The organism is Paenibacillus sp. FSL L8-0470 (assembly GCF_038008625.1).
GTDB lineage: Bacteria > Bacillota > Bacilli > Paenibacillales > Paenibacillaceae > Paenibacillus_AQ.
Window position 1 is genome coordinate 6,592,558 of the sequence record NZ_JBBOZM010000001.1, and the last position, 24,955, is coordinate 6,617,512.

At 48.3% G+C, this 24,955-nt stretch carries 27 protein-coding genes, 6 tRNA genes and 4 rRNA genes; 3 read left to right on the forward strand and 34 right to left on the reverse strand.

Annotation, left to right across the window (positions count from 1 at the left end):
• Positions 1-6: 6 nt before the first annotated feature.
• The 12 genes from NST99_RS30025 to NST99_RS30080 all read right to left on the reverse strand — a co-directional run bounded on the left by NST99_RS30025 (position 7) and on the right by NST99_RS30080 (position 7,131).
• Positions 7-82: transfer RNA gene (locus NST99_RS30025), tRNA-Val, on the reverse strand.
• Positions 83-118: 36 nt separating this feature from the next.
• Positions 119-193: transfer RNA gene (locus NST99_RS30030), tRNA-Glu, on the reverse strand.
• Positions 194-204: 11 nt separating this feature from the next.
• Positions 205-280: transfer RNA gene (locus NST99_RS30035), tRNA-Thr, on the reverse strand.
• Position 281: 1 nt separating this feature from the next.
• Positions 282-357, reverse strand: a tRNA-Asn gene (locus NST99_RS30040).
• A 6-nt stretch (positions 358-363) separates the two neighbouring features.
• A 5S ribosomal RNA gene (gene rrf, locus NST99_RS30045) occupies positions 364-480 on the reverse strand.
• Between the two features lie 78 nt (positions 481-558).
• Positions 559-3,486, reverse strand: a 23S ribosomal RNA gene (locus NST99_RS30050).
• 146 nt (positions 3,487-3,632) lie between these two features.
• A tRNA-Ala gene (locus NST99_RS30055) sits at positions 3,633-3,708 on the reverse strand.
• Positions 3,709-3,729: 21 nt separating this feature from the next.
• A tRNA-Ile gene (locus NST99_RS30060) sits at positions 3,730-3,806 on the reverse strand.
• Between the two features lie 47 nt (positions 3,807-3,853).
• A 5S ribosomal RNA gene (gene rrf / locus NST99_RS30065) occupies positions 3,854-3,970 on the reverse strand.
• Between the two features lie 105 nt (positions 3,971-4,075).
• A 16S ribosomal RNA gene (locus NST99_RS30070) occupies positions 4,076-5,631 on the reverse strand.
• The 16S, 23S and 5S rRNA genes sit together here with 6 tRNA genes alongside, the layout of an rRNA operon.
• Before the next feature lie 403 nt (positions 5,632-6,034).
• A complete protein-coding gene (locus tag NST99_RS30075; RefSeq protein ID WP_025336637.1) occupies positions 6,035-6,265 on the reverse strand; it encodes a hypothetical protein in 231 nt (76 codons plus the stop codon).
• A gap of 254 nt (positions 6,266-6,519) precedes the next feature.
• On the reverse strand, positions 6,520-7,131 hold the full coding sequence (locus NST99_RS30080) for a stage II sporulation protein M (protein WP_341096583.1): 612 nt from the start codon (positions 7,129-7,131) through the stop codon (positions 6,520-6,522).
• 141 nt (positions 7,132-7,272) lie between these two features.
• On the opposite strand from NST99_RS30080, the gene pdaB reads away from it, so the two are divergent.
• The gene (gene pdaB, locus NST99_RS30085) at positions 7,273-8,076 is read left to right on the forward strand and encodes a polysaccharide deacetylase family sporulation protein PdaB (protein ID WP_341096584.1); all 804 of its coding nucleotides are present in this window, start codon (positions 7,273-7,275) and stop codon (positions 8,074-8,076) included.
• Between the two features lie 40 nt (positions 8,077-8,116).
• Here the strand turns inward: pdaB and NST99_RS30090 are convergent, their stop codons facing one another.
• The 3 genes from NST99_RS30090 to NST99_RS30100 all read right to left on the reverse strand — a co-directional run bounded on the left by NST99_RS30090 (position 8,117) and on the right by NST99_RS30100 (position 9,694).
• Complete coding sequence (locus NST99_RS30090; protein WP_341096588.1) at positions 8,117-8,512, reverse strand: hypothetical protein; 396 nt, start codon at positions 8,510-8,512, stop codon at positions 8,117-8,119.
• Between the two features lie 8 nt (positions 8,513-8,520).
• Positions 8,521-8,934: a hypothetical protein gene (locus tag NST99_RS30095; protein ID WP_341096590.1), complete on the reverse strand. Its 414-nt coding sequence runs from the start codon at positions 8,932-8,934 to the stop codon at positions 8,521-8,523.
• 169 nt (positions 8,935-9,103) lie between these two features.
• Positions 9,104-9,694 carry a KinB-signaling pathway activation protein gene (locus tag NST99_RS30100; RefSeq protein ID WP_038600885.1) on the reverse strand — a complete coding sequence of 197 codons (591 nt, stop codon included), beginning with the start codon at positions 9,692-9,694 and terminating at the stop codon, positions 9,104-9,106.
• Between the two features lie 128 nt (positions 9,695-9,822).
• Between NST99_RS30100 and gerD the strand changes: the two genes are divergently transcribed.
• Positions 9,823-10,515: a spore germination lipoprotein GerD gene (gene gerD / locus NST99_RS30105; protein ID WP_341096591.1), complete on the forward strand. Its 693-nt coding sequence runs from the start codon at positions 9,823-9,825 to the stop codon at positions 10,513-10,515.
• Between the two features lie 61 nt (positions 10,516-10,576).
• On the opposite strand, the gene NST99_RS30110 is transcribed toward gerD, so the two are convergent.
• The 5 genes from NST99_RS30110 to NST99_RS30130 form a co-directional block, all read right to left on the reverse strand.
• On the reverse strand, positions 10,577-11,686 hold the full coding sequence (locus tag NST99_RS30110; RefSeq protein ID WP_341096593.1) for an Mrp/NBP35 family ATP-binding protein: 1,110 nt from the start codon (positions 11,684-11,686) through the stop codon (positions 10,577-10,579).
• Positions 11,687-11,775: 89 nt separating this feature from the next.
• Positions 11,776-12,522 carry an N-acetylmuramoyl-L-alanine amidase CwlD gene (cwlD, locus tag NST99_RS30115; protein WP_341096595.1) on the reverse strand — a complete coding sequence of 249 codons (747 nt, stop codon included), beginning with the start codon at positions 12,520-12,522 and terminating at the stop codon, positions 11,776-11,778.
• Positions 12,523-12,600: 78 nt separating this feature from the next.
• Positions 12,601-13,770 (reverse strand): sulfate adenylyltransferase, encoded by a 1,170-nt coding sequence (gene sat, locus NST99_RS30120; protein WP_341096596.1) that lies wholly within the window; start codon positions 13,768-13,770, stop codon positions 12,601-12,603.
• Positions 13,771-13,810: 40 nt separating this feature from the next.
• Complete coding sequence (locus NST99_RS30125; RefSeq protein ID WP_076112931.1) at positions 13,811-14,503, reverse strand: phosphoadenylyl-sulfate reductase; 693 nt, start codon at positions 14,501-14,503, stop codon at positions 13,811-13,813.
• Positions 14,504-14,868: 365 nt separating this feature from the next.
• A complete protein-coding gene (locus tag NST99_RS30130; protein ID WP_341096598.1) occupies positions 14,869-15,744 on the reverse strand; it encodes a glycosyltransferase in 876 nt (291 codons plus the stop codon).
• A 384-nt stretch (positions 15,745-16,128) separates the two neighbouring features.
• On the opposite strand from NST99_RS30130, the gene NST99_RS30135 reads away from it, so the two are divergent.
• Complete coding sequence (locus tag NST99_RS30135) at positions 16,129-16,524, forward strand: DUF1796 family putative cysteine peptidase (protein WP_341097795.1); 396 nt, start codon at positions 16,129-16,131, stop codon at positions 16,522-16,524.
• Between the two features lie 99 nt (positions 16,525-16,623).
• Here the strand turns inward: NST99_RS30135 and rpsI are convergent, their stop codons facing one another.
• The 14 genes from rpsI to rplO all read right to left on the reverse strand — a co-directional run bounded on the left by rpsI (position 16,624) and on the right by rplO (position 24,924).
• On the reverse strand, positions 16,624-17,016 hold the full coding sequence (rpsI, locus tag NST99_RS30140; RefSeq protein ID WP_025706574.1) for a 30S ribosomal protein S9: 393 nt from the start codon (positions 17,014-17,016) through the stop codon (positions 16,624-16,626).
• A gap of 20 nt (positions 17,017-17,036) precedes the next feature.
• A complete protein-coding gene (gene rplM / locus NST99_RS30145; RefSeq protein WP_038597038.1) occupies positions 17,037-17,474 on the reverse strand; it encodes a 50S ribosomal protein L13 in 438 nt (145 codons plus the stop codon).
• Positions 17,475-17,710: 236 nt separating this feature from the next.
• A complete protein-coding gene (truA, locus tag NST99_RS30150; RefSeq protein WP_076112950.1) occupies positions 17,711-18,490 on the reverse strand; it encodes a tRNA pseudouridine(38-40) synthase TruA in 780 nt (259 codons plus the stop codon).
• Positions 18,491-18,696: 206 nt separating this feature from the next.
• Positions 18,697-19,062, reverse strand: coding sequence for a 50S ribosomal protein L17 (gene rplQ / locus NST99_RS30155; RefSeq protein WP_019908254.1), 366 nt, complete (start codon positions 19,060-19,062; stop codon positions 18,697-18,699).
• A gap of 42 nt (positions 19,063-19,104) precedes the next feature.
• The gene (locus NST99_RS30160; protein ID WP_036680585.1) at positions 19,105-20,049 is read right to left on the reverse strand and encodes a DNA-directed RNA polymerase subunit alpha; all 945 of its coding nucleotides are present in this window, start codon (positions 20,047-20,049) and stop codon (positions 19,105-19,107) included.
• A gap of 131 nt (positions 20,050-20,180) precedes the next feature.
• The gene (gene rpsK / locus NST99_RS30165; protein WP_019908251.1) at positions 20,181-20,576 is read right to left on the reverse strand and encodes a 30S ribosomal protein S11; all 396 of its coding nucleotides are present in this window, start codon (positions 20,574-20,576) and stop codon (positions 20,181-20,183) included.
• A 19-nt stretch (positions 20,577-20,595) separates the two neighbouring features.
• Complete coding sequence (rpsM, locus tag NST99_RS30170; RefSeq protein WP_020427053.1) at positions 20,596-20,964, reverse strand: 30S ribosomal protein S13; 369 nt, start codon at positions 20,962-20,964, stop codon at positions 20,596-20,598.
• A 19-nt stretch (positions 20,965-20,983) separates the two neighbouring features.
• Positions 20,984-21,097, reverse strand: coding sequence for a 50S ribosomal protein L36 (gene rpmJ, locus NST99_RS30175; RefSeq protein WP_003322638.1), 114 nt, complete (start codon positions 21,095-21,097; stop codon positions 20,984-20,986).
• A gap of 53 nt (positions 21,098-21,150) precedes the next feature.
• A complete protein-coding gene (gene infA, locus NST99_RS30180; RefSeq protein ID WP_018753971.1) occupies positions 21,151-21,366 on the reverse strand; it encodes a translation initiation factor IF-1 in 216 nt (71 codons plus the stop codon).
• A 2-nt stretch (positions 21,367-21,368) separates the two neighbouring features.
• Positions 21,369-21,677, reverse strand: a complete 309-nt coding sequence (locus NST99_RS30185) for a KOW domain-containing RNA-binding protein (protein WP_038597045.1) — start codon at positions 21,675-21,677, stop codon at positions 21,369-21,371.
• 9 nt (positions 21,678-21,686) lie between these two features.
• Complete coding sequence (gene map / locus NST99_RS30190; protein ID WP_341096601.1) at positions 21,687-22,439, reverse strand: type I methionyl aminopeptidase; 753 nt, start codon at positions 22,437-22,439, stop codon at positions 21,687-21,689.
• A gap of 4 nt (positions 22,440-22,443) precedes the next feature.
• Positions 22,444-23,088 (reverse strand): adenylate kinase, encoded by a 645-nt coding sequence (locus NST99_RS30195; RefSeq protein WP_038597049.1) that lies wholly within the window; start codon positions 23,086-23,088, stop codon positions 22,444-22,446.
• Between the two features lie 97 nt (positions 23,089-23,185).
• Positions 23,186-24,484: a preprotein translocase subunit SecY gene (gene secY / locus NST99_RS30200; protein WP_341096602.1), complete on the reverse strand. Its 1,299-nt coding sequence runs from the start codon at positions 24,482-24,484 to the stop codon at positions 23,186-23,188.
• Positions 24,484-24,924, reverse strand: coding sequence for a 50S ribosomal protein L15 (rplO, locus tag NST99_RS30205; RefSeq protein ID WP_020427058.1), 441 nt, complete (start codon positions 24,922-24,924; stop codon positions 24,484-24,486). The genes secY and rplO overlap by 1 nt, the downstream gene beginning before the upstream one ends.
• Between the last annotated feature and the right edge of the window lie 31 nt (positions 24,925-24,955).

The window sequence follows — 24,955 nt, forward strand, 5'->3', positions numbered from 1 at the left end:
AGTTTATGGTGGAGGCTGAGGGGATCGAACCCCCGACCCTCTGCTTGTAAGGCAGATGCTCTCCCAGCTGAGCTAAGCCTCCATATGTATGCCTTCAAAGGGTAATAATAAATATTGTTGGTGACCCGTATGGGATTCGAACCCATGTTACCTCCGTGAAAGGGAGGTGTCTTAACCCCTTGACCAACGGGCCATGTAAATCTGTGGAGCTCTCAACCGGATTCGAACCGGTGACCTCTTCCTTACCATGGAAGCACTCTACCTACTGAGCTATGAGAGCATGGCTCCCCGAACAGGACTCGAACCTGTGACAACTCGATTAACAGTCGAGTGCTCTACCAACTGAGCTATCAGGGAATATCCGCTTGGCGGCGTCCTACTCTCCCAGGACCCTTCGGTCCAAGTACCATCGGCGCTGGAGGGCTTAACGGTCGTGTTCGGGATGGGTACGCGTGGAACCCCTCCGCTATCGCCACCAAACGGGCATTTACAGCGTAAATGCTTCAGGAACCTTAATTCCTGAAAACTGAATCCGAAACGAATCTGCGTCTTAAGTTGTTGGATAAGCCCTCGACCGATTAGTATTGGTCAGCTCCATGCATTGCTGCACTTCCACCTCCAACCTATCTACCTCGTCGTCTTCAAGGGGTCTTACTAATTGGGAAATCTCATCTTGAGGGGGGCTTCACGCTTAGATGCTTTCAGCGCTTATCCCGTCCGTACGTAGCTACTCAGCCATGCTCCTGGCGGAACAACTGATGCACCAGCGGTACGTCCATCCCGGTCCTCTCGTACTAAGGACAGCTCCTCTCAAATTTCCTGCGCCCACGACAGATAGGGACCGAACTGTCTCACGACGTTCTGAACCCAGCTCGCGTACCGCTTTAATGGGCGAACAGCCCAACCCTTGGGACCTACTTCAGCCCCAGGATGCGATGAGCCGACATCGAGGTGCCAAACCTCCCCGTCGATGTGGACTCTTGGGGGAGATAAGCCTGTTATCCCCAGGGTAGCTTTTATCCGTTGAGCGATGGCCCTTCCATGCGGTACCACCGGATCACTAAGTCCGACTTTCGTCCCTGCTCGACTTGTAGGTCTCGCAGTCAAGCTCCCTTATGCCTTTGCACTCTTCGAATGATTTCCAACCATTCTGAGGGAACCTTTGAACGCCTCCGTTACTCTTTAGGAGGCGACCGCCCCAGTCAAACTGCCCGCCTGACACGGTCCCCGTACCCGTTTAGGGTACCAGGTTAGAACCTAGATACGATCAGGGTGGTATCCCAACGGCGCCTCCGCAGAAGCTTGCGCTCCTGCCTCTACGGCTCCCACCTATCCTGTACAGATCGTACCCAAATTCAATATCAAGCTGCAGTAAAGCTCCATGGGGTCTTTCCGTCTTGTCGCGGGTAACCTGCATCTTCACAGGTATTAAAATTTCACCGGATCTCTCGTTGAGACAGCGCCCAAGTCGTTACGCCATTCGTGCGGGTCAGAATTTACCTGACAAGGAATTTCGCTACCTTAGGACCGTTATAGTTACGGCCGCCGTTTACTGGGGCTTCGGTTCACAGCTTCGGATTGCTCCTAACCGCTCCCCTTAACCTTCCAGCACCGGGCAGGCGTCAGCCCGTATACTTCGCCTTGCGGCTTCGCACAGACCTGTGTTTTTGCTAAACAGTCGCTTGGGCCTTTTCACTGCGGCCCCCTCGGGCTATTCACCCTACCGAGGCACCCCTTCTCCCGAAGTTACGGGGTCATTTTGCCGAGTTCCTTAACGAGAGTTCTTCCGCGCGCCTTAGAATTCTCTTCTCGCCTACCTGTGTCGGTTTGCGGTACGGGCACCTTCTCCTGGCTAGAGGCTTTTCTTGGCAGTGTGAGATCATGACCTTCGCTACTGTAATTTTCGCTCCCCATCACAGCCCAGCCTTAACGATGTGCGGATTTGCCTACACACCAGCCTCACTGCTTAGACGGACATCCATCAGTCCGCGTCACTACCCTCCTGCGTCACCCCATCGCTCATAGCGGATTACGGTGGTACAGTAATTTCAAACTGTTGTCCTTCGACTACGCCTTTCGGCCTCGCCTTAGGTCCCGACTTACCCTGAGCGGACGAGCCTTCCTCAGGAAACCTTGGGCTTTCGGCGGATCAGATTCTCACTGATCTTTTCGTTACTCATACCGGCATTCTCACTTGTATGCTGTCCAGCGCTCCTTACGGTACACCTTCAACCCACATACAACGCTCCCCTACCCCAGATGCAAAGCATCTAGCCATAGCTTCGGTGGTGTGTTTAGCCCCGTTACATTTTCGGCGCAGAGTCACTCGACCAGTGAGCTATTACGCACTCTTTCAATGGTGGCTGCTTCTAAGCCAACATCCTGGTTGTCTGTGCAACTCCACATCCTTTCCCACTTAACACACACTTGGGGACCTTAGCTGATGGTCTGGGCTGTTTCCCTTTTGACAATGGATCTTAGCACTCACTGTCTGACTCCCGGCAAGAAGTTAATGGCATTCGGAGTTTGACTGAGCTTGGTAACCCTTGCGGGCCCCGCACCCAATCAGTGCTCTACCTCCACCACTCCATTCACCGAGGCTAGCCCTAAAGCTATTTCGGGGAGAACCAGCTATCTCCGAGTTCGATTGGAATTTCTCCGCTACCCCCACCTCATCCCCGCATTTTTCAACATACGTGGGTTCGGGCCTCCAGTGCGTGTTACCGCACCTTCACCCTGGACAGGGGTAGATCACACGGTTTCGGGTCTACGTCCACATACTTAAGTCGCCCTATTCAGACTCGCTTTCGCTGCGGCTCCGGCTTCTCACCTTAACCTTGCATGTTAAACGTAACTCGCCGGTTCATTCTACAAAAGGCACGCCATCACCCCTAGATCGGGCTCTGACTTTTTGTAAGCACACGGTTTCAGGTTCTATTTCACTCCCCTTCCGGGGTGCTTTTCACCTTTCCCTCACGGTACTGTTTCACTATCGGTCGCCAGGTAGTATTTAGCCTTAGCAGATGGTCCTGCTGGATTCATACGGGGTTTCACGTGCCCCGCACTACTCGGGATCCGTCTCGGAGAGAACACAGTTTAGGCTACAGGGCTTTTACCTCTATCGCGGGCCTTTCCAGACCTCTTCGCCTACCATATTCCTTTGTAACTCCATGTGAGACGTCCCACAACCCCAAGGGGCAAGCCCCTTGGTTTAGGCTGTTCCGCGTTCGCTCGCCGCTACTGACGGAATCACTATTGTTTTCTCTTCCTCAGGGTACTTAGATGTTTCAGTTCCCCTGGTCTGCCTCTATCTCTCCTATGTATTCAGAGAGAAGTAACTGCGAATTACCACAGCTGGGTTTCCCCATTCGGACACCCCCGGATCAAAGCTTGCTTACAGCTCCCCGAGGCAGTTTCGTTGTTCGCCACGTCCTTCGTCGGCTCCTGGCGCCTAGGCATCCTCCGTGTGCTCTTATTAGCTTAACCAATGCGTTTTCCCAGAAGGAAAATCGCTAGCATCGCTATAATTAAAACTTGTTTACACAAGTTTCAGCTAAAAGATGTTCTAAAACGCAAATTCGTTTCGGTATCCAGTTTTCAAGGATCAAGGTGTTACTATTGATGAAGTTTGTTGGTGGAGCCAAGCGGGATCGAACCGCTGACCTCCTGCTTGCAAGGCAGGCGCTCTCCCAGCTGAGCTATGGCCCCATAAAGGAATTTAATGTTATATGGTGGGCCTTGGTGGACTCGAACCACCGACCTCACCCTTATCAGAGGTGCGCTCTAACCAACTGAGCTAAAAGCCCATATAACATATATAACATTTTTGAATCAACCAACGAATTGGTTGTCCGCTTGGCAGCGTCCTACTCTCCCAGGACCCTTCGGTCCAAGTACCATTGGCGCTGGAGGACTTAACGGTCGTGTTCGGGATGGGTACGTGTGGAACCCCTCCGCTATCGCCACCAAACGCATACGAAAGAGACTTGCTCTTTCAAAACTGAACACGAGTGAGTGTTTTGGAAGCTAAGCTTCCGATTTGAATGTTTCCGTTGCAGGAAACGATTCTCCATAGAAAGGAGGTGATCCAGCCGCACCTTCCGATACGGCTACCTTGTTACGACTTCACCCCAATCATCTACCCCACCTTCGGCGGCTGGCTCCCTTGCGGGTTACCCCACCGACTTCGGGTGTTGTAAACTCTCGTGGTGTGACGGGCGGTGTGTACAAGACCCGGGAACGTATTCACCGCGGCATGCTGATCCGCGATTACTAGCAATTCCGACTTCATGCAGGCGAGTTGCAGCCTGCAATCCGAACTGAGACCGGCTTTGCTGGGATTGGCTCCACCTCGCGGCTTCGCTTCCCGTTGTACCGGCCATTGTAGTACGTGTGTAGCCCAGGTCATAAGGGGCATGATGATTTGACGTCATCCCCACCTTCCTCCGGTTTGTCACCGGCAGTCACTCTAGAGTGCCCAGCCTTACCTGCTGGCAACTAAAGTCAAGGGTTGCGCTCGTTGCGGGACTTAACCCAACATCTCACGACACGAGCTGACGACAACCATGCACCACCTGTCTCCTCTGTCCCGAAGGCCGCCACTATCTCTAGTGGATTCAGAGGGATGTCAAGACCTGGTAAGGTTCTTCGCGTTGCTTCGAATTAAACCACATACTCCACTGCTTGTGCGGGTCCCCGTCAATTCCTTTGAGTTTCAGTCTTGCGACCGTACTCCCCAGGCGGAGTGCTTACTGTGTTAACTTCGGCACCAAGGGTATCGAAACCCCTAACACCTAGCACTCATCGTTTACGGCGTGGACTACCAGGGTATCTAATCCTGTTTGCTCCCCACGCTTTCGCGCCTCAGCGTCAGTTACAGCCCAGAAAGTCGCCTTCGCCACTGGTGTTCCTCCACATATCTACGCATTTCACCGCTACACGTGGAATTCCACTTTCCTCTTCTGTACTCAAGCCACCCAGTTTCCAGTGCGACCTCAGGTTGAGCCCAAGGTTTAAACACCAGACTTAAATAGCCGCCTGCGCGCGCTTTACGCCCAATAATTCCGGACAACGCTTGCCCCCTACGTATTACCGCGGCTGCTGGCACGTAGTTAGCCGGGGCTTTCTTCTCAGGTACCGTCACTCCGGTAGCAGTTACTCTACCGGACGTTCTTCCCTGGCAACAGAGCTTTACGATCCGAAAACCTTCATCACTCACGCGGCGTTGCTCCGTCAGGCTTTCGCCCATTGCGGAAGATTCCCTACTGCTGCCTCCCGTAGGAGTCTGGGCCGTGTCTCAGTCCCAGTGTGGCCGTTCACCCTCTCAGGTCGGCTACGCATCGTCGCCTTGGTGAGCCGTTACCCCACCAACTAGCTAATGCGCCGCAGGCCCATCTCCTTGTAGCAGATTGCTCCGCCTTTCATCCTCCGTCCATGTGAACAAAGGAATTATCCGGTATTAGCTACCGTTTCCGGTAGTTATCCCAGTCAAAGAGGTAGGTTGCCTACGTGTTACTCACCCGTCCGCCGCTAAGTTATTCCAGAGCAAGCTCCTTCATAACTCCGCTCGACTTGCATGTATTAGGCACGCCGCCAGCGTTCGTCCTGAGCCAGGATCAAACTCTCCAAATTGGTATTTAGAAAGAGCGATTGCTCAATTTGAAACATCTGACGAGAATTTACATTCTCACGATGAAATTTCTAAAGCGTATAAATACGCTATGAAACTCATCAGTTTTGGATCTCACTTGCGTGATTTCCCACTCACTCGTTGTTCAGTTTTCAAAGATCAATGTCTCTTTTTAACTCTTCACCGCGTCTCAGCGGCGACCTTTATAATATATCACAGTGTTTATCATTTTGGCAAGTCTTTTTTTGAAAAAAAGTTTTTTTCGTTTTTCCTAGCCTGCAGCTGCTTTTCAATACATAGAAAAGGAGCGCGAGATATAATGTATCATAGCGGCTCCCTTTTAGTCAACCTATTTAGTTAATTTCATGGACAAGCGATTAAATCCTAAGTAACAGCCCTCTAATTTCAATGTTTAAATTGGGATGACCGGCCGCCCCACGCATACTTAGACAGCTCTTTCTGAGGAGCAAAACGTGCGTACATACGAAATACTGTTTTATATCGATTGGCAATGGCATGCCTGATATTTTGGTCCAAGCGTTGATCACTTAAATCCAGAAGCATCTCATCAAGCTCTTTACGCAAAACATAGTCCAGCTCCTTACACTCCTTCTCGTTGAACAACATTCCCAACATATGCTTGGCCTCCTTCATGAAATTTAATCTTTACAGAAACTTCAAATGCCGCTGCTTGTGTGATAGAAGATAGTCCATGGATGACGGGAAGCTGTACCTGTTTATCCGTTTACACTAGATTAACCGGAGCGCAATATCTATAACCATAATTACGAAAAAATCACCTCTATGGTCTTGCCGCGAATACATAGCACCGGTTGTCAGGAAACCCCAAAATCGAATGGCTTTAATGTTATGCTCAATTCCCGGGTTTTTTATGATAAAAGTGAAAATGTAATCGTGCTTTCAATTATTGCTGCGATCAATAAAAGGATCACAATCCACACCGATGCCGTTAATGTTTGCTTCATAAAGACTGGCCAAGCGTTGCTCCCCTTTTCTTTATTAGCGGCTGTACCGAATATACCTGCGAATATTTTACCGCCGAACTGCAATCCAAAAGCACAGGCGATAATGATTGCCGGAATTTCAATGATCCCGTGCGGTAGTAGCCCCTTAACGATAAGCGTATACAAATCCTGTTCCTGAAGCACCGACAAGTGGATTAAATATCCGATGACCGCACCGTTGATGAGCAGAAAAATTGCAGGCAGTATTCCAAAGAAGGCACCGAGGAAAATAATGAACACACTCTTGATGCTATTGTTTAAAAATATAAATTTGAAAAAACTCCACTGTGGATAGTCGGACTCTTTTAGATCTTTACTAATATTACTGAGACCCTGCAGCTGCTGTTCAATCAATTTTTGCATAGCGCCGGTGCCTATCCAGCCAATCATGCCCCCTGCGATGAATAGAATGGCTGCCAGTATTAAGGCTTTGCGGATCGTGGTTAAATCTTTGGCAAACGTAAAAAAGGATAGCATAGACACCTCCTGGAAGTTTTGACGTCACCCGCTTAAAAAGCCTTAACTATGATTTCTGTCCTAGAGGAGGTCATAAGCGGTGGGTACGAGCATACATTTAGAACAAACAAGCATTTCGCATAGGAGAGGAGCGCTGTCAGTATGAATTCTTTTTATGTATTCAGCGGCAAGAAGATAAAACGGTTCATTTACATTTTTGCCGCTGCGCTTCTTGCCGCCGGTGTCGTTTATGTCGAGAGGGGCAACATTACCGTTTTTTCCGAAACGGCCCCTTCTGCGATATACAGCGTGCCGACGGAGAAGAAGCTGATCGCTTTAACTTTTGATATTAGCTGGGGAGAAAAAAGGCCCGAACCGATCCTTAAGGTGCTGGAAGAGAAAAAAGTGGATAAAGCCACCTTCTTCCTGTCGTCACCCTGGAGCAAGACTCATCCGGAAATTGTAACAAGCATTAAAGATTCAGGATATGAGATTGGCAGCCATGGTCACAAGCATGTAAACTACAGCGCGCTGAGCAACGAGGAAATCCGCACCCAAATTTCGACAGCACATACTGTGCTTACCGAATTGACTGGCAAGGAACCGAATCTGATCCGCATGCCAAACGGTGATTTCGACAAAAGAGTGCTTCAGGTGGCCAGCGACCTGGGTTATAAGGTTATTCAGTGGGATACCGATTCTTTAGACTGGAAGAACATCGGTGTAGACAATATCGTAAATCGAGTAACGACAAAGGCTCATCCCGGAGATATTGTGCTTTTGCATGCCAGCGATTCCTGTAAACAAACTCACGAGGCTCTTCCGCTTATCATTGACAAGCTGCGCAGCCAGGGCTACGAATTTGTTACCGTGTCCGAGTTAATCAACCAAGGCAGCGCTGAGGGTCAGGAAGTACGTGATTCCGCTTGGTTGGACGATGGAATAGAAGACGCTGCCGGAATGTAGGCTAACCCGCCGCCACTCTATCCTGCTTCATCTGTAATTTTTAATGGCGTGGTGATATCAGCTCTGATATATCGGGCGTTGGAGTGTTCAGCTTCGGATAACTTAAATCCAGCCCTTCCAGCGTCTTCACCACAATGGCTAATGCGAGATAATTGCGGTACCAGCGGCGATTGGCCGGAATCCAATACCAGGGCGCGCTTTTTGAACTGCTTTCTTTAAATACATCTTGATAAGCCTCCTGATAATCATCCCAATATTCCCGCTCCTGCAGGTCACTGGCGTCAAACTTCCAATGTTTCGCCGGGTCCTGCAGCCGCTCCTGAATTTTCTCAAGCTGCTTCTCCTTTGAGATATGCAAAAAGAGTTTGATGATCGTTGTTCCTTCCTCCACCAGCATTTCTTCAAACTGGCGGATATAACGAAACCGGCGTTTCATCTCATCTTTTACAGACTGCCGTGCACGCGGGGAACCAAGACATCTTCATAATGCGAGCGGTTGAATGCGGCAATATAGCCCTTGGGCGGCGTCTTCATGTGCACTCTCCAAAGGAAATCATGGGCTTCTTCCTCAAGAGACGGTTTTTTAAAGCTGGTGACGATAAAACCCTGAGGGTTGATTCCGGAGAAAATATGCTTTACGGTGCCGTCTTTCCCGCTGGAGTCCATCCCTTGCAGGATGACAAGCAGGGAATGCTTTTTCTGGGCAAATAGAATATCCTGCAGCTCGGTGAGACGTTCTTTAAGCTCCTTCATTTTGACCTCGGCTTCCTCCTTGGTTAAGTCGCCGCTTTCGTTCGGATCAAGCTTGCTCAGGAGCGTTTCGTTTGTGTCTTTTATCATATAGCGCTTGATGTTCATATATTCCCCTCCTCAAAGTTTTGTGAGCATGAACAGCCCAGCCGCATCTTTAAAATATGTAGTATGTCTTTAAGATTAACCTCCTCCTCCTGATTTTAATCGCCGGCTGGAGGAATCACAAAGAACCCTGCTTCTCATCTGGAGAACGGGGTTCTTTGTATTGTCATAATTATCCTGTTCTTGGTTTCAGAATACGGTGCAGCATCAGAATTTGGAATGCATTGCTTGCAATAAGCGGAATTACAATAAATACGGTAGCGCTGTCCACTCCTATGCGGAGTACACCAATCGTCTCCACTATCGTGATGGCTGTCATAAAGAAAAATGTCGGAATCCAGGCTGAACTATTCGTGCTTCGTACTTTAAAATAGGACACAATAATGGCTGTAAGCAATATAACGATGCCCAGAATCAAATCAGAGACGACGTTTCGTTCTCCCCCTACAAAGGTTCGCAGGAAGATCAGCTCAAGCAGGGCAAGCACAGCCAGCACCAGTTGTATGTACTGCCAGACCTTCCGCCGAAACACACCCGTTCCCATATAGTTGAGAATCAGATACGCAAAGAAGCCGAGCTGCGAGTAAACGCTGACAAGCATGCCATAGCCAAAAAGGATCAGGGGGTAAATGAAAAGATCGGCAGTGCTTTTGAACTCGATACGGCCATTCACAGCCTGCAGTGCAAGTCCAGCTACTACCGCTCCGCCCGCACCGATCAGAAGCGTGGTCCAGAACAAATAAAACCATTTCTTTATACTCAGCCAGTTCACCTCCCCGTGTCAGATTTATTTTACCAAGCTTACCGTCAAAAAACCATTATACAGCAACATAAATGTGTGTCCTCGCGGCATACTACAGTCAGGAATCCTACAAAGGAGGGGCAGCGCCAATGAAATGGAGGAGTTTATGGGCCGGAGGCCTGGCTTTAAGCTTAATTATGGCTTTAACAGCCTGCGGAGGAGAACAGAGCAGTTCATCTTCCGGGCAGATGGGATACAAGGAAATGAAGACCATGGTTGTTGATATATTAAAAAGCGATGATGGAAAGAAAGCCGTAGAGGAGGCACTCTCCAGTCCAAGCTCCGGCTCCGAAGGAGGCGGCGGCGGGTTGAGCATGAAAATGATGCCGCTCCAAACGACGGAACAAATCCGGATTGCCGTTAAAGACACAATTACAGCTCCTGAGTATCAAAAAGAAATTGAAAAAATCATGACCGATCCGCAATTTGCCGGTGAATTTGCTAAAGCGATCAATACCCAGAGCAAGGAGCTGCATCTTCAGTTGATCAAAGATCCAACGTATCAAAAATCAATTGAAGAGATCATGAAGTCGCCCGAAATGATGAAAATGTTCCTAGACCTTACTAAAACTTCGGATTACCGGAAGCAATCCATGACCATTATGCAGGAAGCGATGCAGAATCCTCTATTCCGCATGGAAGTGCTTGGTTTGCTTAAAACGGTAGTCCAGGATGAACTTCAGCCGAAGGTTGAAAAGAAAGGTCAGGAAAAAGGAGGCGGCGATCAAGGAAGCGGCGGGGACAGCCAGAAGCAAGAAGGCGGCGATGATTCCGGTTCCTAAAATAAAAAGAGGCCTTGTCCCACTTAGAATTGGGACGGCCTCTTTTTAATGCCAATTTGAATTACTTCTCATACTTCGCAATCAATTTATCGGCAATCTCCGCAAACAGCTGTGCGGTGGCTGTTTCGGGTTTATATACAGACGGTGAGAAATCCGGTTCGGAGATATGATTATCCGGTGCGCCAAGCGGAATCTGGGCCAGCAGCTCCGTATGCAGTGTCTCTGCTAGTCTCGCCCCGCCGCCGCGGCCGAAAATATAGTCCTTTTTGCCGCATTCCGAGCATTCATAGTAGGCCATATTCTCAATGACCCCAAGAATCTCATGCTCTGTCTGCAAAGCCATTGATCCTGCTCTGGCCGCTACAAAGGCTGCTGTTGCATGGGGCGTAGTTACGATAATTTCCTTGCTGTGCGGCAGCATCTGATGCACATCCAGCGCCACATCACCCGTACCTGGAGGCAAGTCAAGCAGCATGTAGTCAAGCTCTCCCCAACCTACGTCGCTGAAGAACTGGCGGAGCATCTTGCCAAGCATGGGTCCTCTCCAGATGACAGGACTATTCTCACGGATGAAAAAGCCCATGGACATGACCTTCACTCCGAAACGTTCTACAGGTATAATTGTGCCTTCTTCGACAATCGGCCCCTCTTCAATCCCCATCATGTCCGGAATACTAAAGCCATAGATATCAGCATCAATCAATCCGACCTTCTTCCCTTTTCGGGCGAGTGCCACTGCCAGATTTACCGTCACGGTTGATTTGCCGACCCCGCCCTTACCGCTGGCGATAGCGATGAAGTTCACGCCGGAGTTCTCACCAATCAGCTCATGGCCCTCAAGACCGGCTGCATGCCCTTTAAGCTTGTCCCCTTGATGATCTTCCGGCTTATCGTCCACGCTCTCTCCGCGCAAGATAGAGCGCTCATAGTCGGTGGCATCACGCAGCCGGATATGTACATTGCCGGCTCCGCCCGCTGTAAGCAGATCACGCACCTGCTGCTCCAACTCCATACGGCTCTTCTCATCTTGGTCCAGACATACAAGCGATAAGGATATGCGGTCTTCCTTAATCATAATATCGCGAATCAACTGCAGCTCCACAAGGCTTTTTCCGGATTCCGGGTCTGTAAGCGACTGCAATAGTTCCTGAATTTGTTCCCTGGTCAGCATGGAAAGCACCTCTGTTCCTTCCGGACGGGTAAGGTTCCGGTATTTTTGTCTATTATAGCATTCCCCCTCTGCGGATGAGTAGTCCCTCCTCACTGCTGCTCTGAAGCATACCGCATAATCCCGCGGTAAATGCTCGTTGCCACCTTCCGCTGATAGACATCATCTCCAAGCAAAGCCGACTCCTGCGGATGTGACAGAAAACCTACCTCCACAAGTACAGCCGGCATTTTCAATGCTTTTAACAGAAACACTGTATTCACAGTTTTAGCTACACGATCGGTATTCTCCAGCGTAGCCCTGAGTTCATCCTGTACAAAGCCCGCTAACGCTTTATTCCCTTCGTTGTTGGGATAATAGAAGGTTTGCGCTCCGCTCCAGCGGCCGGAAGGGACACTGTTCATATGCACGCTGATAAAGAGGTCCGCGCCCTTCTCTTCAATAGTCCTTACCCTTTGCTTCAGATCCTCTGTCTTGCGCTTGGAATATCCTTTGGTGCCCTCCTGGGCCAGGTCATAATCACCTTCACGCGTCATAACTACAATCGCCCCCGCCTGCTGCAAATAATCCCGCAGATACAGTGAGACCGCGAGGTTAATATCCTTCTCAATCAGTCCCTCACGGCTGACTGCCCCTCCGTCAGGTCCGCCATGGCCTGCATCGATGGCTATAATCTTACCGGACAATGGCAGGCTCCAATAGTTCAGCGTTTTGGCGGTAGGCATATCATAGGCAATGATGCCGATCATCACAGCAAGCAGCACTGCGCCCAGCATGCTTTTTTTTATACTGTTCCATGAGATCCAGACCGAGACTTTCCGCTGCTTTCGGCCAGACATAACAAAGACCCCCTCGTCCCGATAGATTCTACTCATCTATATGGGACAAGAGGGCCAAATAGTACTGGCTCTTCGTATTTAGGCGTTAACTTCCTGAGACATTCCCTCAATCAAAATTTGCGCAACCTCAGGCCGCGTAAATTCCGGAGGCGGGCACTGGCCATCCCGCAGCAGCGCACGCACCTTCGTACCGGATAGTGTCAGATGCTGATCACCCGGATGAGGGCAGGTCTTGCTGGAGGCCATATTTCCGCATTTGATGCAGAAAAAGCTGTGCTCAAAAAATAGCGGTGTAATCCCCAACTCCTCAGCAGTAAAATTGGAAAAAATCTCTTGTGCTTCGTAAGTTCCATAGTAGTCACCTACACCGGCATGGTCACGGCCCACGATGAAATGGGTGCAGCCGTAATTTTTGCGGACCATGGCATGGAATATCGCTTCTCTTGGACCCGCGTAACGCATAGCTGCCGGGAATACTCCAAGGAATGTACGGTCTGCCGGGTAGTAATTCTCAAGCAGTGCCAGATAACTCTTCATCCGCACATTGGCCGGCACATCATCGGATTTGGTCTCGCCGACCAGAGGATTGAGGAACAGAGCGTCCACAACCTCCATAGCACACTTCTGAATGTACTCATGTGCACGGTGAACGGGATTTCGGGTCTGAAAGCCAACAACCGTTCTCCAGCCTTTATCAGCGAAAATTTGCCGCGTCTTGACCGGATCAAAATAGAACTCCCCGAACTTCTCCGGCTGCGGACGATTCAAGACCGTTATAGGTCCTCCTACATAGGTTGCCGGACGGGCCAGCAATTTACTGACGCCAGGGTGCTCCGGATCTGTCGTTCTGAAGACGTTCTGTGCTTCAAGCTGCTGATCTACGCTGTAAATGCTCTGTACATCCAGCAAACCATAAATCACACCATCTTCTTCACCGACCAAAGACACGGTATCTCCAACAGCCAGACCTGAGGCCACCTCATCTTCGACAGCAAGTGTGATGGGAATACTCCATACGGTGCCATCTGCAAGTCTCATGCTTTTCACGACAGAATGATAATCTTCTTCATTTAAAAAGCCGGTAAGCGGTGAGAAGGCTCCCACGGCAATCAAATCCAGATCAGAGATAGTCCATGTATTAATTGCGATTGATTTATAGTCCGAAGCTTGCTGCAGCAGTTCTTCTCTCTGCGCTCCCTCCACTGTACGCTGAATCAGTGTTCCTCCATGTGGAAGTATTGACGTCATCTAATTTTTCTCCTCCTGTGTCTCGCTTCTCGTCCCTTGCTTATTTATGCAGTCCACATTCCGTTTTTTCCGAACCGGACCATCTTCCGGCACGCGGATCTTCGCCAGGCATAACAGCACGGGTGCATTGCTCGCAGCCGATGCTCGGGAAATTGCGGTCATGGAGCGGATTATACACAACATCGTTCTCGCGGATGTAATTCCATACATCCTCAGTCGTCCAGTGCGCAATCGGATTAAATTTAACCAGTCCGAATTTATAATCGTACTCTACCTTTTTGGAATTGGCGCGGGTCGGCGCCTGATCACGGCGAATCCCGGTAATCCAGGCATCATATTGGGAAAGAATGCGGGTAAGCGGCTCTACTTTGCGGATCGCACAGCATTGGTTAGGATCGACACTCCATAGCGCATCACCGTATTGAAGTGCTTGTTCCTGAGTAGAGATCTGCGGCGACACACGCACGAACTCCATTCCATATTTATCAGCCATAATATCTCTTGTCTCATAGGTTTCTTTGAAATGATAATCCGTATCCAAATAAAAAACATCCGTTGACGGACTAACCTTCTGCAGCATATCAACAAGCACTACATCTTCAGCTCCGAAACTGCAGGCAAAGGTGATGTTAGGGAAAGTTTCTACTGCCCACCGAATTATCTCTTCAGGTGAGGCATTTTCCAGTTCCTCGGCCTTAACTTTAATCAAATCTTCTTTCTCAAGCAGATTCATTACGGTATTCCTCCATCCTAGTTATGCAGCTTAAAGATAATGCTGAACTTATGACGACAATTCCAACTATTCTTATACGGAATAGTATATAACTTTCTCTGAGGAAGTCAATGCATTTTATAGTATTTATAGCGGCATAAAAAGCCAAAAGCCCCTGGCCATAAAGGCTCGAGGCTTGATATCCCTAAAAACCGAGAGACATGCTGTAATAAGGAGAATATATAGTCAGGAACTGTGAATTATCAAACCACAACTTCTACTTTAAAACCCACCAACTCGTTAATGCGCTAATAGAGCATTGTTCACGTAGTTAACGGGTGTTTTACGACCGGAGTAATACCAGTCTAAAGAAAACCGCAGCAAGCTTATTGAGAGAGGGTAAAGCATTGAGATAATACCGAATTTAAAACCTCATGGTTGTATTTTTGGACTCGATTATTCGCCTCCAAGATTTTATGAGCCCATGCTAATGCTCTGTTGTATTGATTGAAATCATGAACCTGAATCCTAAAATGGCAGAAATCCCTATGCAGCTGATACTCCTCATAGGTGGGATTGAGCCCGATTTGCCCAAATTGTTGCCTGATGATCCTCTCAGCTATCTGTTCTTGCATAGCTTCATGGACGTAAGATATCTGGTTAGTATGCACCCTGTACTTTAGCAGCACTTCAGGCAGATTGATCAATTGGGTTACCTCTCCCAAGCGGTTCCACAGCTCAAAATCCTCCGCATGAGGGTAATCCCAATATTTCACTCCATGATTATCCAGAATGGATTTTCTAAGCATGACAGTAGGATGCACAAACGTACAGTGAAAAAACTGCCAACACCTTATTTCGTCATGAATTAGTGGTTTAACTGTAGTCCCGGCTATGCCGATATATTCTGCTTGGCTACCGCAAACCCCTATATGCGGATTCGCATCCATAAAGGCCACTTGACGTTCGAAACGATGCGGCAAAGCGATGTCATCCCCATCCATTCGGGCAATATATTCACCCGTACATAACGAAAGGCCTTCGTTCAATGTTCTGATAAGCCCGATGTTTACGGCATGAGAAATCACCTTTATACGGCTGTCATGAATACCCTTTATTCTTCCCAAGGTTCCATCAACAGACCCATCATCTATAATCAGTAGTTCAAAATCAGGATACGATTGCTGAAGGATACTCTGAATTGACTCCTCAATATAAAGTGATGAGTTGTATACGGGCAACAAAACCGATATTTTTACCATTACTCACACCGCCTCAACTATACTTAACCCTTTATAGATTATGAGGCCATGTCTTGTCTCGATATGAGTAAGTGCCTGTTTCAAATGAAATAAGTATGATCGTCCAAACGCTTTTCTCCTGTGATTAATTTTATATAGTAAATTATCCGGGGGGATCCGTATGATATTGAATGAGATTAAGGGTACCTATGACGTTATATTCAGTTTAGGACATAACTGCCTCGCTGCAGATCAATTATCCCGCACTCTATTGCGAAAAGTAGGTGGGGTGATTGATTGGGTGGAGACCCCCCGTTTTGGCAGGTGCAAGCAATCTATTGCGAAATCGGTTCGCCCATTTCATGAAATTTCCTAATCTTAGTATTACGGGAGGCGGAATGTTTTATTGTTAGGGATGCAGCGTACCATGCTTTTTCTCATCATGATTTTCCACTGATTGAAAATACACCGGAACAGCTTGTCAGCTATCCAGAATTAAAAGAAAAACTACAGCGCCGCATCCCGCGATTCCTCCAGACCCTCATGGACGCTGACAAGGTATTATTTATTCGCACCGAAGCCACAATACATGAAACCGCTGAACTGCTGGATGTGTTAAACGGAATGGTTAAAGGAACATTTAACCTGCTTGTTATTAATCATGCACCTGTATATGGAATTATCGAAACGCCTTGGCCTTTTAACAATGTTTGCGCCTTACAAATCCCAGAAGCCCCGGACATGTTCCATGATAATGATCAACTCTGGAGATCCATATTGCATGGCTTTAGTGTTAGATAAAAACAAGTCATTGCTATGGTCACAGCTGTCATTATGGCAAAAATAAAAGCCCCTGGCCATAAAGGCCAGAGGCTTGATATCCTCGAAAAACAAGAGATATTAACGTTTCGAGAACTGTGGAGCACGACGAGCTGCTTTGAGGCCGTATTTCTTACGTTCCTTCATACGTGGGTCACGAGTCAGGAAGCCGGCTTTCTTAAGGGCACCGCGGTATTCTGGATCTACTTTCAGAAGTGCACGGGAGATCCCGTGACGGATTGCTCCGGCTTGACCAGAAATGCCGCCACCATGTGCAAGAACGATTACATCGTAGTTGCCCAGTGTTTCAGTCAGATTCAAAGGTTGTTTCACGATCATTTTCAATGTTTCCACACCGAAATATTCGTCCATCTCGCGTTTGTTAATGACAATGCGTCCTTCACCCGGTACAAGGCGAACACGTGCTACCGAATGTTTACGACGACCTGTCCCATAGTATTGTACTTGTGCCATGAAACTGTCCTCCTCTATTCTTATCCGCGAAGTTCGTAAACTTCAGGTTTTTGTGCTGCATGTGGATGCTCGGCGCCTGCATAGACTTTCAATCTCAGCTTCATGTGATCCCCTTGACGAGTCTTAGGAATCATACCGTGAACTGCAAATTCAATCATGCGTTCAGGTTTAGTCTTGATCAGGTCTTCTGCAACAGTGACTTTCAAGCCACCTGGGTGCATCGAGTGACGGTAGTATTTCTTATTTTGCATTTTCTTACCTGTCAGGTGAATCTTCTCAGCGTTGATAACAATTACGAAATCTCCAGTATCAACATGTGGAGTGAATTGCGGTTTGTGTTTGCCACGGATCAATGCAGCGGCTTCGCTGGCCAAACGACCAAGTGTCTTGCCTTCGGCATCAATGATGTGCCAAGTGCGTTCAACTTCGTTTGGTTTCGCCATATAGGTGGTACGCATGAATGTTTCCTCCTTGTTCTCGTACGAAAATCATCTGTTTCGTATATCTTGTTTCTCATTGGATTACAATTATGTGAGTTAAAAAAAGCTTATTTGTCGGCATCTTCTTGATCGGGGCTGTGGGATAGCCATCAAGAAAACACAAATTTTATATTACAGCATAAACATGACAAGTGCAAGTGATTTTTAAGCTTATTGACTATAATTTTTCTAAAAAAAGTATAGAACGCTCTCGCTTAAATTCCATCCTCGTCATATTCAACACTCCACAGCGCCAAGCCCTTGGATACGGCAGTTGGCCCTGCTGCTGCCCGATCGCATGCGGCTAGAATATCCGCAACCTTATCCGCATGGTATTTGCCTTCTCCCACGTGAATCAGCGTTCCCATAATAATGCGAACCATATGCTGCAGAAATCCGCTGCCCGTAATATAAGTGTGAATGACACCCTGGTCTACAGAGTCAGGTCGACACATACTGCGGTCAATCTCCATATGAGCCTCAAAGATCGTTCGGACATGGGAAGTCTTCGTGGACTTCCGTGATGCGAACGAGGTGAAGTCATGGGTACCCAGTAAATGTGTAAGACCTTTCTGCATTGCCGGTATATCGAGTTTCACCGGGTGGTGATGCTGCCAGCGCCGCTGAAACGGATCCGGAAACCGGTTGCCATTAATGGTGTACCGATAGGTTTTGCGCTTTGCTCCTCTACGAGAGTGGAACGATAGCGGAACCTCCCTCGCCTCGGTAACCACGATATCTTGCGGCAACCTAGCATTCAGGGCTAGACACCAGCGTTCAAGCGGGATCTGAGAGGAGGTCATGAAGTTAAATGGCTGTCCATAAGCATGCACACCCGCGTCTGTCCGTCCAGAGGCGGTTATCTTGAGCGCCTCGCCCGTCAGATGGAGTATGGCCTGTTCCAGCCGGTCTTGAATCGTATTGCCCTGAGGCTGGGTCTGAAAGCCATCATAATGGGTCCCGTCATAATTGACTTTCATCAATAGATTGCGCATTCCGTTCTCCCGTCAGTCCATACTTGGTTTTCAAAAAAAAAGAGCCCCGGCGGGAGCTCCTTCTACTCTATACAAGGTGATTCCCGCGGTTAGTTGTACAGCAGGGCCTTAGCGCCCCTGCAGCACAATAACGGTTAATACTTTCCTACCCATGCTCCGAGGATCATGGGGGAAAGGGATAATTCCGGAAATCATTACTTGCGTTACTACGCGCGGTCTACCAGTTCAAGATAAACCATAGGCGCAGCATCGCCACGGCGAGGTCCCAGCTTCAGGATACGAGTGTATCCGCCTGGACGCTCTGTGTAACGAGGAGCAATATCAGAGAACAGTTTTTGGATTGCATCTTGTTCACCGTCAACAGTTTCACGACGAACAAATGCAGCTACTTGACGACGAGCATGAAGATCGCCCTTTTTCGCTTTAGTGATCAGTTTCTCAGCGATGGAACGAACTTCCTTCGCTTTGGCTTCCGTTGTCTGGATGCGCTCGTAAAGGAACAGATCCGTAACCATGTCGCGGAACAATGCTTTACGCGCACTGGAATCACGGCCCAATTTTTGGTATGCCATTTGTTTTCCCTCCTTCACTCAAGTACTCAAGCAATCTGTTAACTATTCTTCTGTGCGGAGACCCAAACCAAGTTCCTCTAGCTTCTCTTGAACTTCTTCCAAAGATTTGCGGCCCAAGTTACGAACCTTCATCATATCTTCTTCAGTTTTCGTAGTCAGCTCTTGTACGGTATTAATACCGGCACGTTTGAGGCAGTTGTAGGAACGGACAGAAAGATCAAGTTCTTCGATTGTCATCTCAAGTACTTTTTCTTTTTTGTCTTCTTCTTTTTCAACCATAATTTCGGCGTCTTTCGCTTCGTCCGTAAGTCCTACGAACAATACGAGGTGCTCGTTCAAAATTTTGGCTCCGAGGCTTACAGCCTCTTCCGGTCTGATACTGCCATCTGTCCAAATTTCCAGCGTCAACTTGTCATAGTTCGTCACTTGACCGACACGAGTGTTATCAATGCCGTAATTCACGCGGGAAATAGGAGTGTAGATAGAGTCAACTGGAATAACACCGATTGGCTGGTCGTCGCGTTTGTTCCGGTCTGCTTGGACATAGCCGCGACCACGGCCTGCAAAAATACGCATGTGAAGTCTCGCGCCAGGTCCCAGCGTTGCAATATGAAGATCCGGATTGAGGATCTCAACATCGCTGTCCGCACGGATATCACCTGCGGTAACGATGCCTTCACCCTCAGCATCAATCTCGAACACTTTCTCTTCATCTGAATGGATCTTCAGAGAAAGAGCTTTAAGGTTCAGAATGATTTCCGTCACATCTTCCATTACGCCAGGAACGGTCGAGAACTCATGCAAAACGCCGTCAATTTGGACCGATGTTACTGCGGCTCCCGGAAGGGAGGAAAGCAGAATCCGGCGAAGCGAGTTCCCCAGAGTCGTGCCATATCCACGTTCCAGCGGTTCAACTACGAATTTCCCATAGGTTCCTTCATCATTGGCTTCTACGGTCTCAATCTTCGGCTTTTCGATTTCTATCACGAGTGTACCCCTCCTTCAAACGTCGCTCCTATATGAAACTGTCACCCCATCAGGTGCATCATGTAGTATGCCTAAACACCTATTATTAGCAGATGCGTCAGAATTATACCACAATCACAATTCTGATTTCACTATACGCGACGACGTTTCGGCGGACGGCATCCATTGTGAGGAACCGGAGTTACGTCTTTAATGAGGTTTACTTCAAGCCCTGCGGCTTGAAGGGAACGGATGGCTGCTTCGCGGCCCGCGCCCGGTCCTTTAACCATAACTTCAACGGACTTCATGCCGTGTTCCATCGCTGCTTTAGCAGCACTTTCGGCTGCCATTTGCGCTGCAAATGGAGTCGATTTACGGGAACCTTTGAATCCTTGACCGCCGGAGCTAGCCCAGGAAATTGCATTTCCGTGAGGATCCGTGATCGTAACGATAGTGTTGTTGAACGTGGAACGAATATGTGCCACGCCGCTCTCGATATTCTTCCGGTCGCGACGTTTGGTACGTACGACTTTTTTCGGTTTAGCCATTGTCTCTTATCCCCCCTTATTATTTCTTTTTGTTTGCTACCGTACGACGCGGGCCTTTCCGGGTACGGGCATTCGTTTTGGTGCGTTGACCGCGAACAGGCAATCCACGACGGTGGCGAACACCGCGGTAACAGCCGATCTCAGTAAGACGCTTAATATTCAAGGAAATTTCACGACGAAGGTCACCTTCAACCTTAACTGACTTGTCGATCATTTCACGCAGTTTGCTGACTTCATCTTCCGTCAAATCACGGACACGTGTGTTAACGTCAATGCCTGTTTCATTAAGAATTTTCTGGGAAGTCGTTTTACCGATTCCGAAAATATAAGTCAAGGCGATCTCAACGCGTTTATCACGTGGCAAATCCACTCCAGCTATACGAGCCATTTTACGCTACACCCCCTTCTTAACCTTGTTTTTGTTTGTGTTTCGGATTTTCGCAAATTACCATAACAGTCCCTTTGCGGCGGATGACTTTGCATTTCTCGCAAATGGGCTTCACAGAAGGTCTTACCTTCATGTTAATTACCTCCTCAAAGTTTTGCGAAGCAAAACTTTTGTTGTAGTTCCCATCTATTTACGGTAAGTTATACGACCTTTAGATAAATCGTAAGGCGATAACTGCACGACCACTTTGTCTCCGGTTAGGATACGGATAAAGTGCATCCGCAATTTCCCGGACACATGGGCAAGTATTTGATGACCGTTCTCAAGCTCAACCTTAAACGTTGCATTCGGCAACGGCTCAATGACCGTACCTTCGACTTCAATGACATCTTCTTTAGCCACAGTTAGTCTCCTTTCTCATCTGCACTTATTCCAGCAGGTCCGCCATACTTCATCACTGCAAAACGCAGCTTTCCGTTGGTAACCCGGCCGGTTTCTTCCAAACTGTTCACAACCTCACTGCTGATAAAGGGTATGAGCTCCAGATGTTGAATGTTCTTCTTCTTCGGCCCATCAAACTTCCGTTTGTCCCCATCGGCAATATATACAAATCTGCTATCCACAACTGCGATAACAACGGCAGCCTCTCCGGCATCTTTGCCTTTGAGAATTCTCACCAATTGACCAATCTGCGGGCTGCTCTGAGTATTCATCAAGATCACCTACGCATTCAGTTTAGTGAAAATTTCCATGCCGTCCGGTGTAACTGCTACTGTATGTTCGAAGTGAGCACACAATGAGCCGTCTACCGTAACGACCGTCCAGTTATCTTCCAGCGTTCTGACATATCTGTCCCCTACGTTCACCATCGGCTCAATCGCGAGTACCATACCCGGTTTCAGACGTGGTCCGCGGTCCGCTATGCCATAGTTCGGAATTTGCGGTTCTTCATGCAGTTTTGCCCCGATGCCGTGACCCACATACTCTCGTACGACGGAGAATCCGGCGTCTTCAATAGTTTGCTGGATCGCATGGGAGATTGTAAACAAGCGCACATCCGGTTTGACTAACGCCAGTCCTGCGTACAAGGAGCCTTCCGTGACGTCCAGCAAGCGCTGAGCTTCATCAGAAATGCTGCCCACTCCGTAGGTCCAAGCGGAATCACCGTGATAACCGCGGTACTCTGCACCGATATCAAGCGTTATTATATCGCCTTCCATCAATTTGCGTTTACCCGGAAATCCATGCACCAATTGTTCGTTGACTGAAGCGCAAATGCTGGCAGGAAAACCGTTGTAACCTTTGAAAGACGGCACAGCACCTTGACTGCGAATGTATTGATCGGCGATTCTGTCGAGCTCTCCGGTTGTGATACCAGGCTGGATAGCCTCTGCAATCAACCGGTGACTCTCGGCAACAATTCGACCAGCTTCCCTCATAAAGGCAAGTTCCTGTTCGGATTTACAAATGATCATTACATTAACCTCGCAACAAAGATACGATTTCGGAAGTAACGACATTGATTTCGTTTTCTCCGTTTACCTGACGCAAAAGACCTTTATTCTCATAAAACGCAAGCAGCGGTGCTGTCTTGTTATCATACTCATCCAGACGCTTGCCTACGCTCTCTTCGTTGTCATCCGGACGTTGATACAACTCACCGCCATCAATGTCGCAAATGCCTTCTTGCTTCGGCGGGTTGAAAATTAAATGGTAGGATGCTCCGCAAACTCTGCAGATTCTACGTCCCGTAAGACGCGCCATCAGCAGTCCACGGTCTACATTCAAGTTGATTACATGATCCAATGAAATATTGAGGCGGCTTAAGATATCTTCCAGCGCTTCCGCTTGCGAAAGGGTTCTTGGAAAGCCATCCAATAAGAAACCTTTTTCGCAATCGGACTGCTGAAGCCGTTCTTCAACGATCCCAATAGTCACATCATCAGGTACAAGCAAGCCTTGCTCGGTGTAAGATTTGGCCTTCAGTCCGACCGGAGTACCCTGCTTGATTGCCAAGCGGAAGGCGTCACCTGTCGAAATATGCGGAATGCCAAGCTCTTTAACGATAACTGCTGCTTGTGTCCCCTTGCCTGCCCCAGGAGGGCCCATGAATAGAATGTTCACGATTTCTCTCTCCCCCCAAAAGTTCGCCACCAAGCAAGAAACAGCACAATAGGTGCCGGGAAGTCTGTAAATCTCATGCTTCGCCGGAACCTATCCACTATTTATTGATGAAGCCTTTGTAATGGCGTTTGATCAATTGGCTCTCGATCTGCTTCATGGTATCCAGTGCTACACCAATTACGATCAGGATGGATGTACCACCAATCTGAACCGAATCTGGTAGACCGGAGAGCTTCCCGAAGAATACAGGAAGTACGGATATAAACGCCAAGAACAGCGCGCCGGACATAGTCAGACGGGACATTACCTTGGTGAGATATTTCTCCGTTGCTTTACCAGGACGGATGCCCGGGATATAACCGCCATTCTTCTTCATGTTATCGGCCATCTGCTGTGGATTCATCTGAACAAACGTATAGAAGAACGTAAATCCAATAATCATAAGCACATACAGAACCATACCGAGAGGCTCATTAAACTTCAGGTTGCCAGCAACCCATTTCGCCCACTCATGTGTTGACCAGAAGCTGGAGAGTACCACCGGGAATTGCAGTAGAGAAACAGCGAAAATGACAGGAATAACGCCTGCTGCGTTAATCTTCAGCGGAATATGCGTATTCTGTCCACCATACATCTTGTTGCCGACTACGCGTTTGGCATATTGCACAGGAATCTTACGAATCCCTTGCTGTACGAAGATTACTCCAACAATAATCGCCGCAACCAAGATCAACACGATAACGACTTTAAGAATATTCAGGAACATCTGATCCGGCTGTATAAAGCTGGACTGAGCCGTGGCCGTGATATGTCCCGGTATGGCAGCGACGATTCCCGCAAAAATCAGGATCGAAATCCCGTTTCCTATTCCCTTTTCCGTGATCTGCTCACCCAGCCACATCAGGAACGATGTACCTGCAGTCAGAATGATCGCGATAAGCAGGTAATCCGCAAAGGTTGCATTCGGAATCATCTCAGTGCTGTAGATCCGGTTGAATCCGATTGAAGTCGCAAAAGCTTGAATCAAACCGAGCACTACTGTGCCGTAACGGGTCACTTGCGCTAGCTGCTTTTTCCCGTGTTCCCCTTGTTTAGCCCATTCGGCAAACTTAGGGATAACATCCATCGACAGCAATTGCACGATGATCGATGCGGTAATGTACGGGTAAATACTAATCGCAAAAATCGAGAAGTTTTTGAGCGCTCCGCCCGAGAAGGTGTTCAGAAGACCCATCAAAGCGTCGCCGCTTTGATTTGTTGTTTCCAGTACTTCTTTGTTCACACCAGGAACCGGTACAAACGAACCGAGTCGGTAGATGATCAGAACGAGCAGGGTAAACAGGATCTTTTTGCGCAAATCTTCAATATGCCATATATTCTTAAGCGTCTTGAACATTAGATCACCTCGGTTTTACCGCCGGCAGCCTCGATTTTCTCTACCGCAGATTGAGAGAACTTATTTGCTTGTACAGTCAATTTAACGGCTAGTTCGCCGTTACCGAGAATCTTAATGCCGCTTTTGGAATTCTTGACAACACCAGTTTCAATCAGCAACTGTGGAGTCACTTCAGTTCCTTCAGCAAAGCTATTCAGATCTTCCAGGTTCACAATCGCATACTCTTTACGGGTAGGATTGATGAAACCACGTTTAGGCAGACGACGATAGAGTGGGTTTTGTCCACCCTCGAAGCCGGGACGAACACCACCGCCGGAACGGGAGTTTTGACCCTTATGACCGCGACCGGAAGTTTTTCCGTTACCGCTACTAGGTCCGCGACCAACGCGATTGCGTTCTTTGCGGGAACCCGGAGCTGGAGCAAGTTCATGTAACTTCATCGTTTGCACCTCCTTATGTTTGTTAATTTAT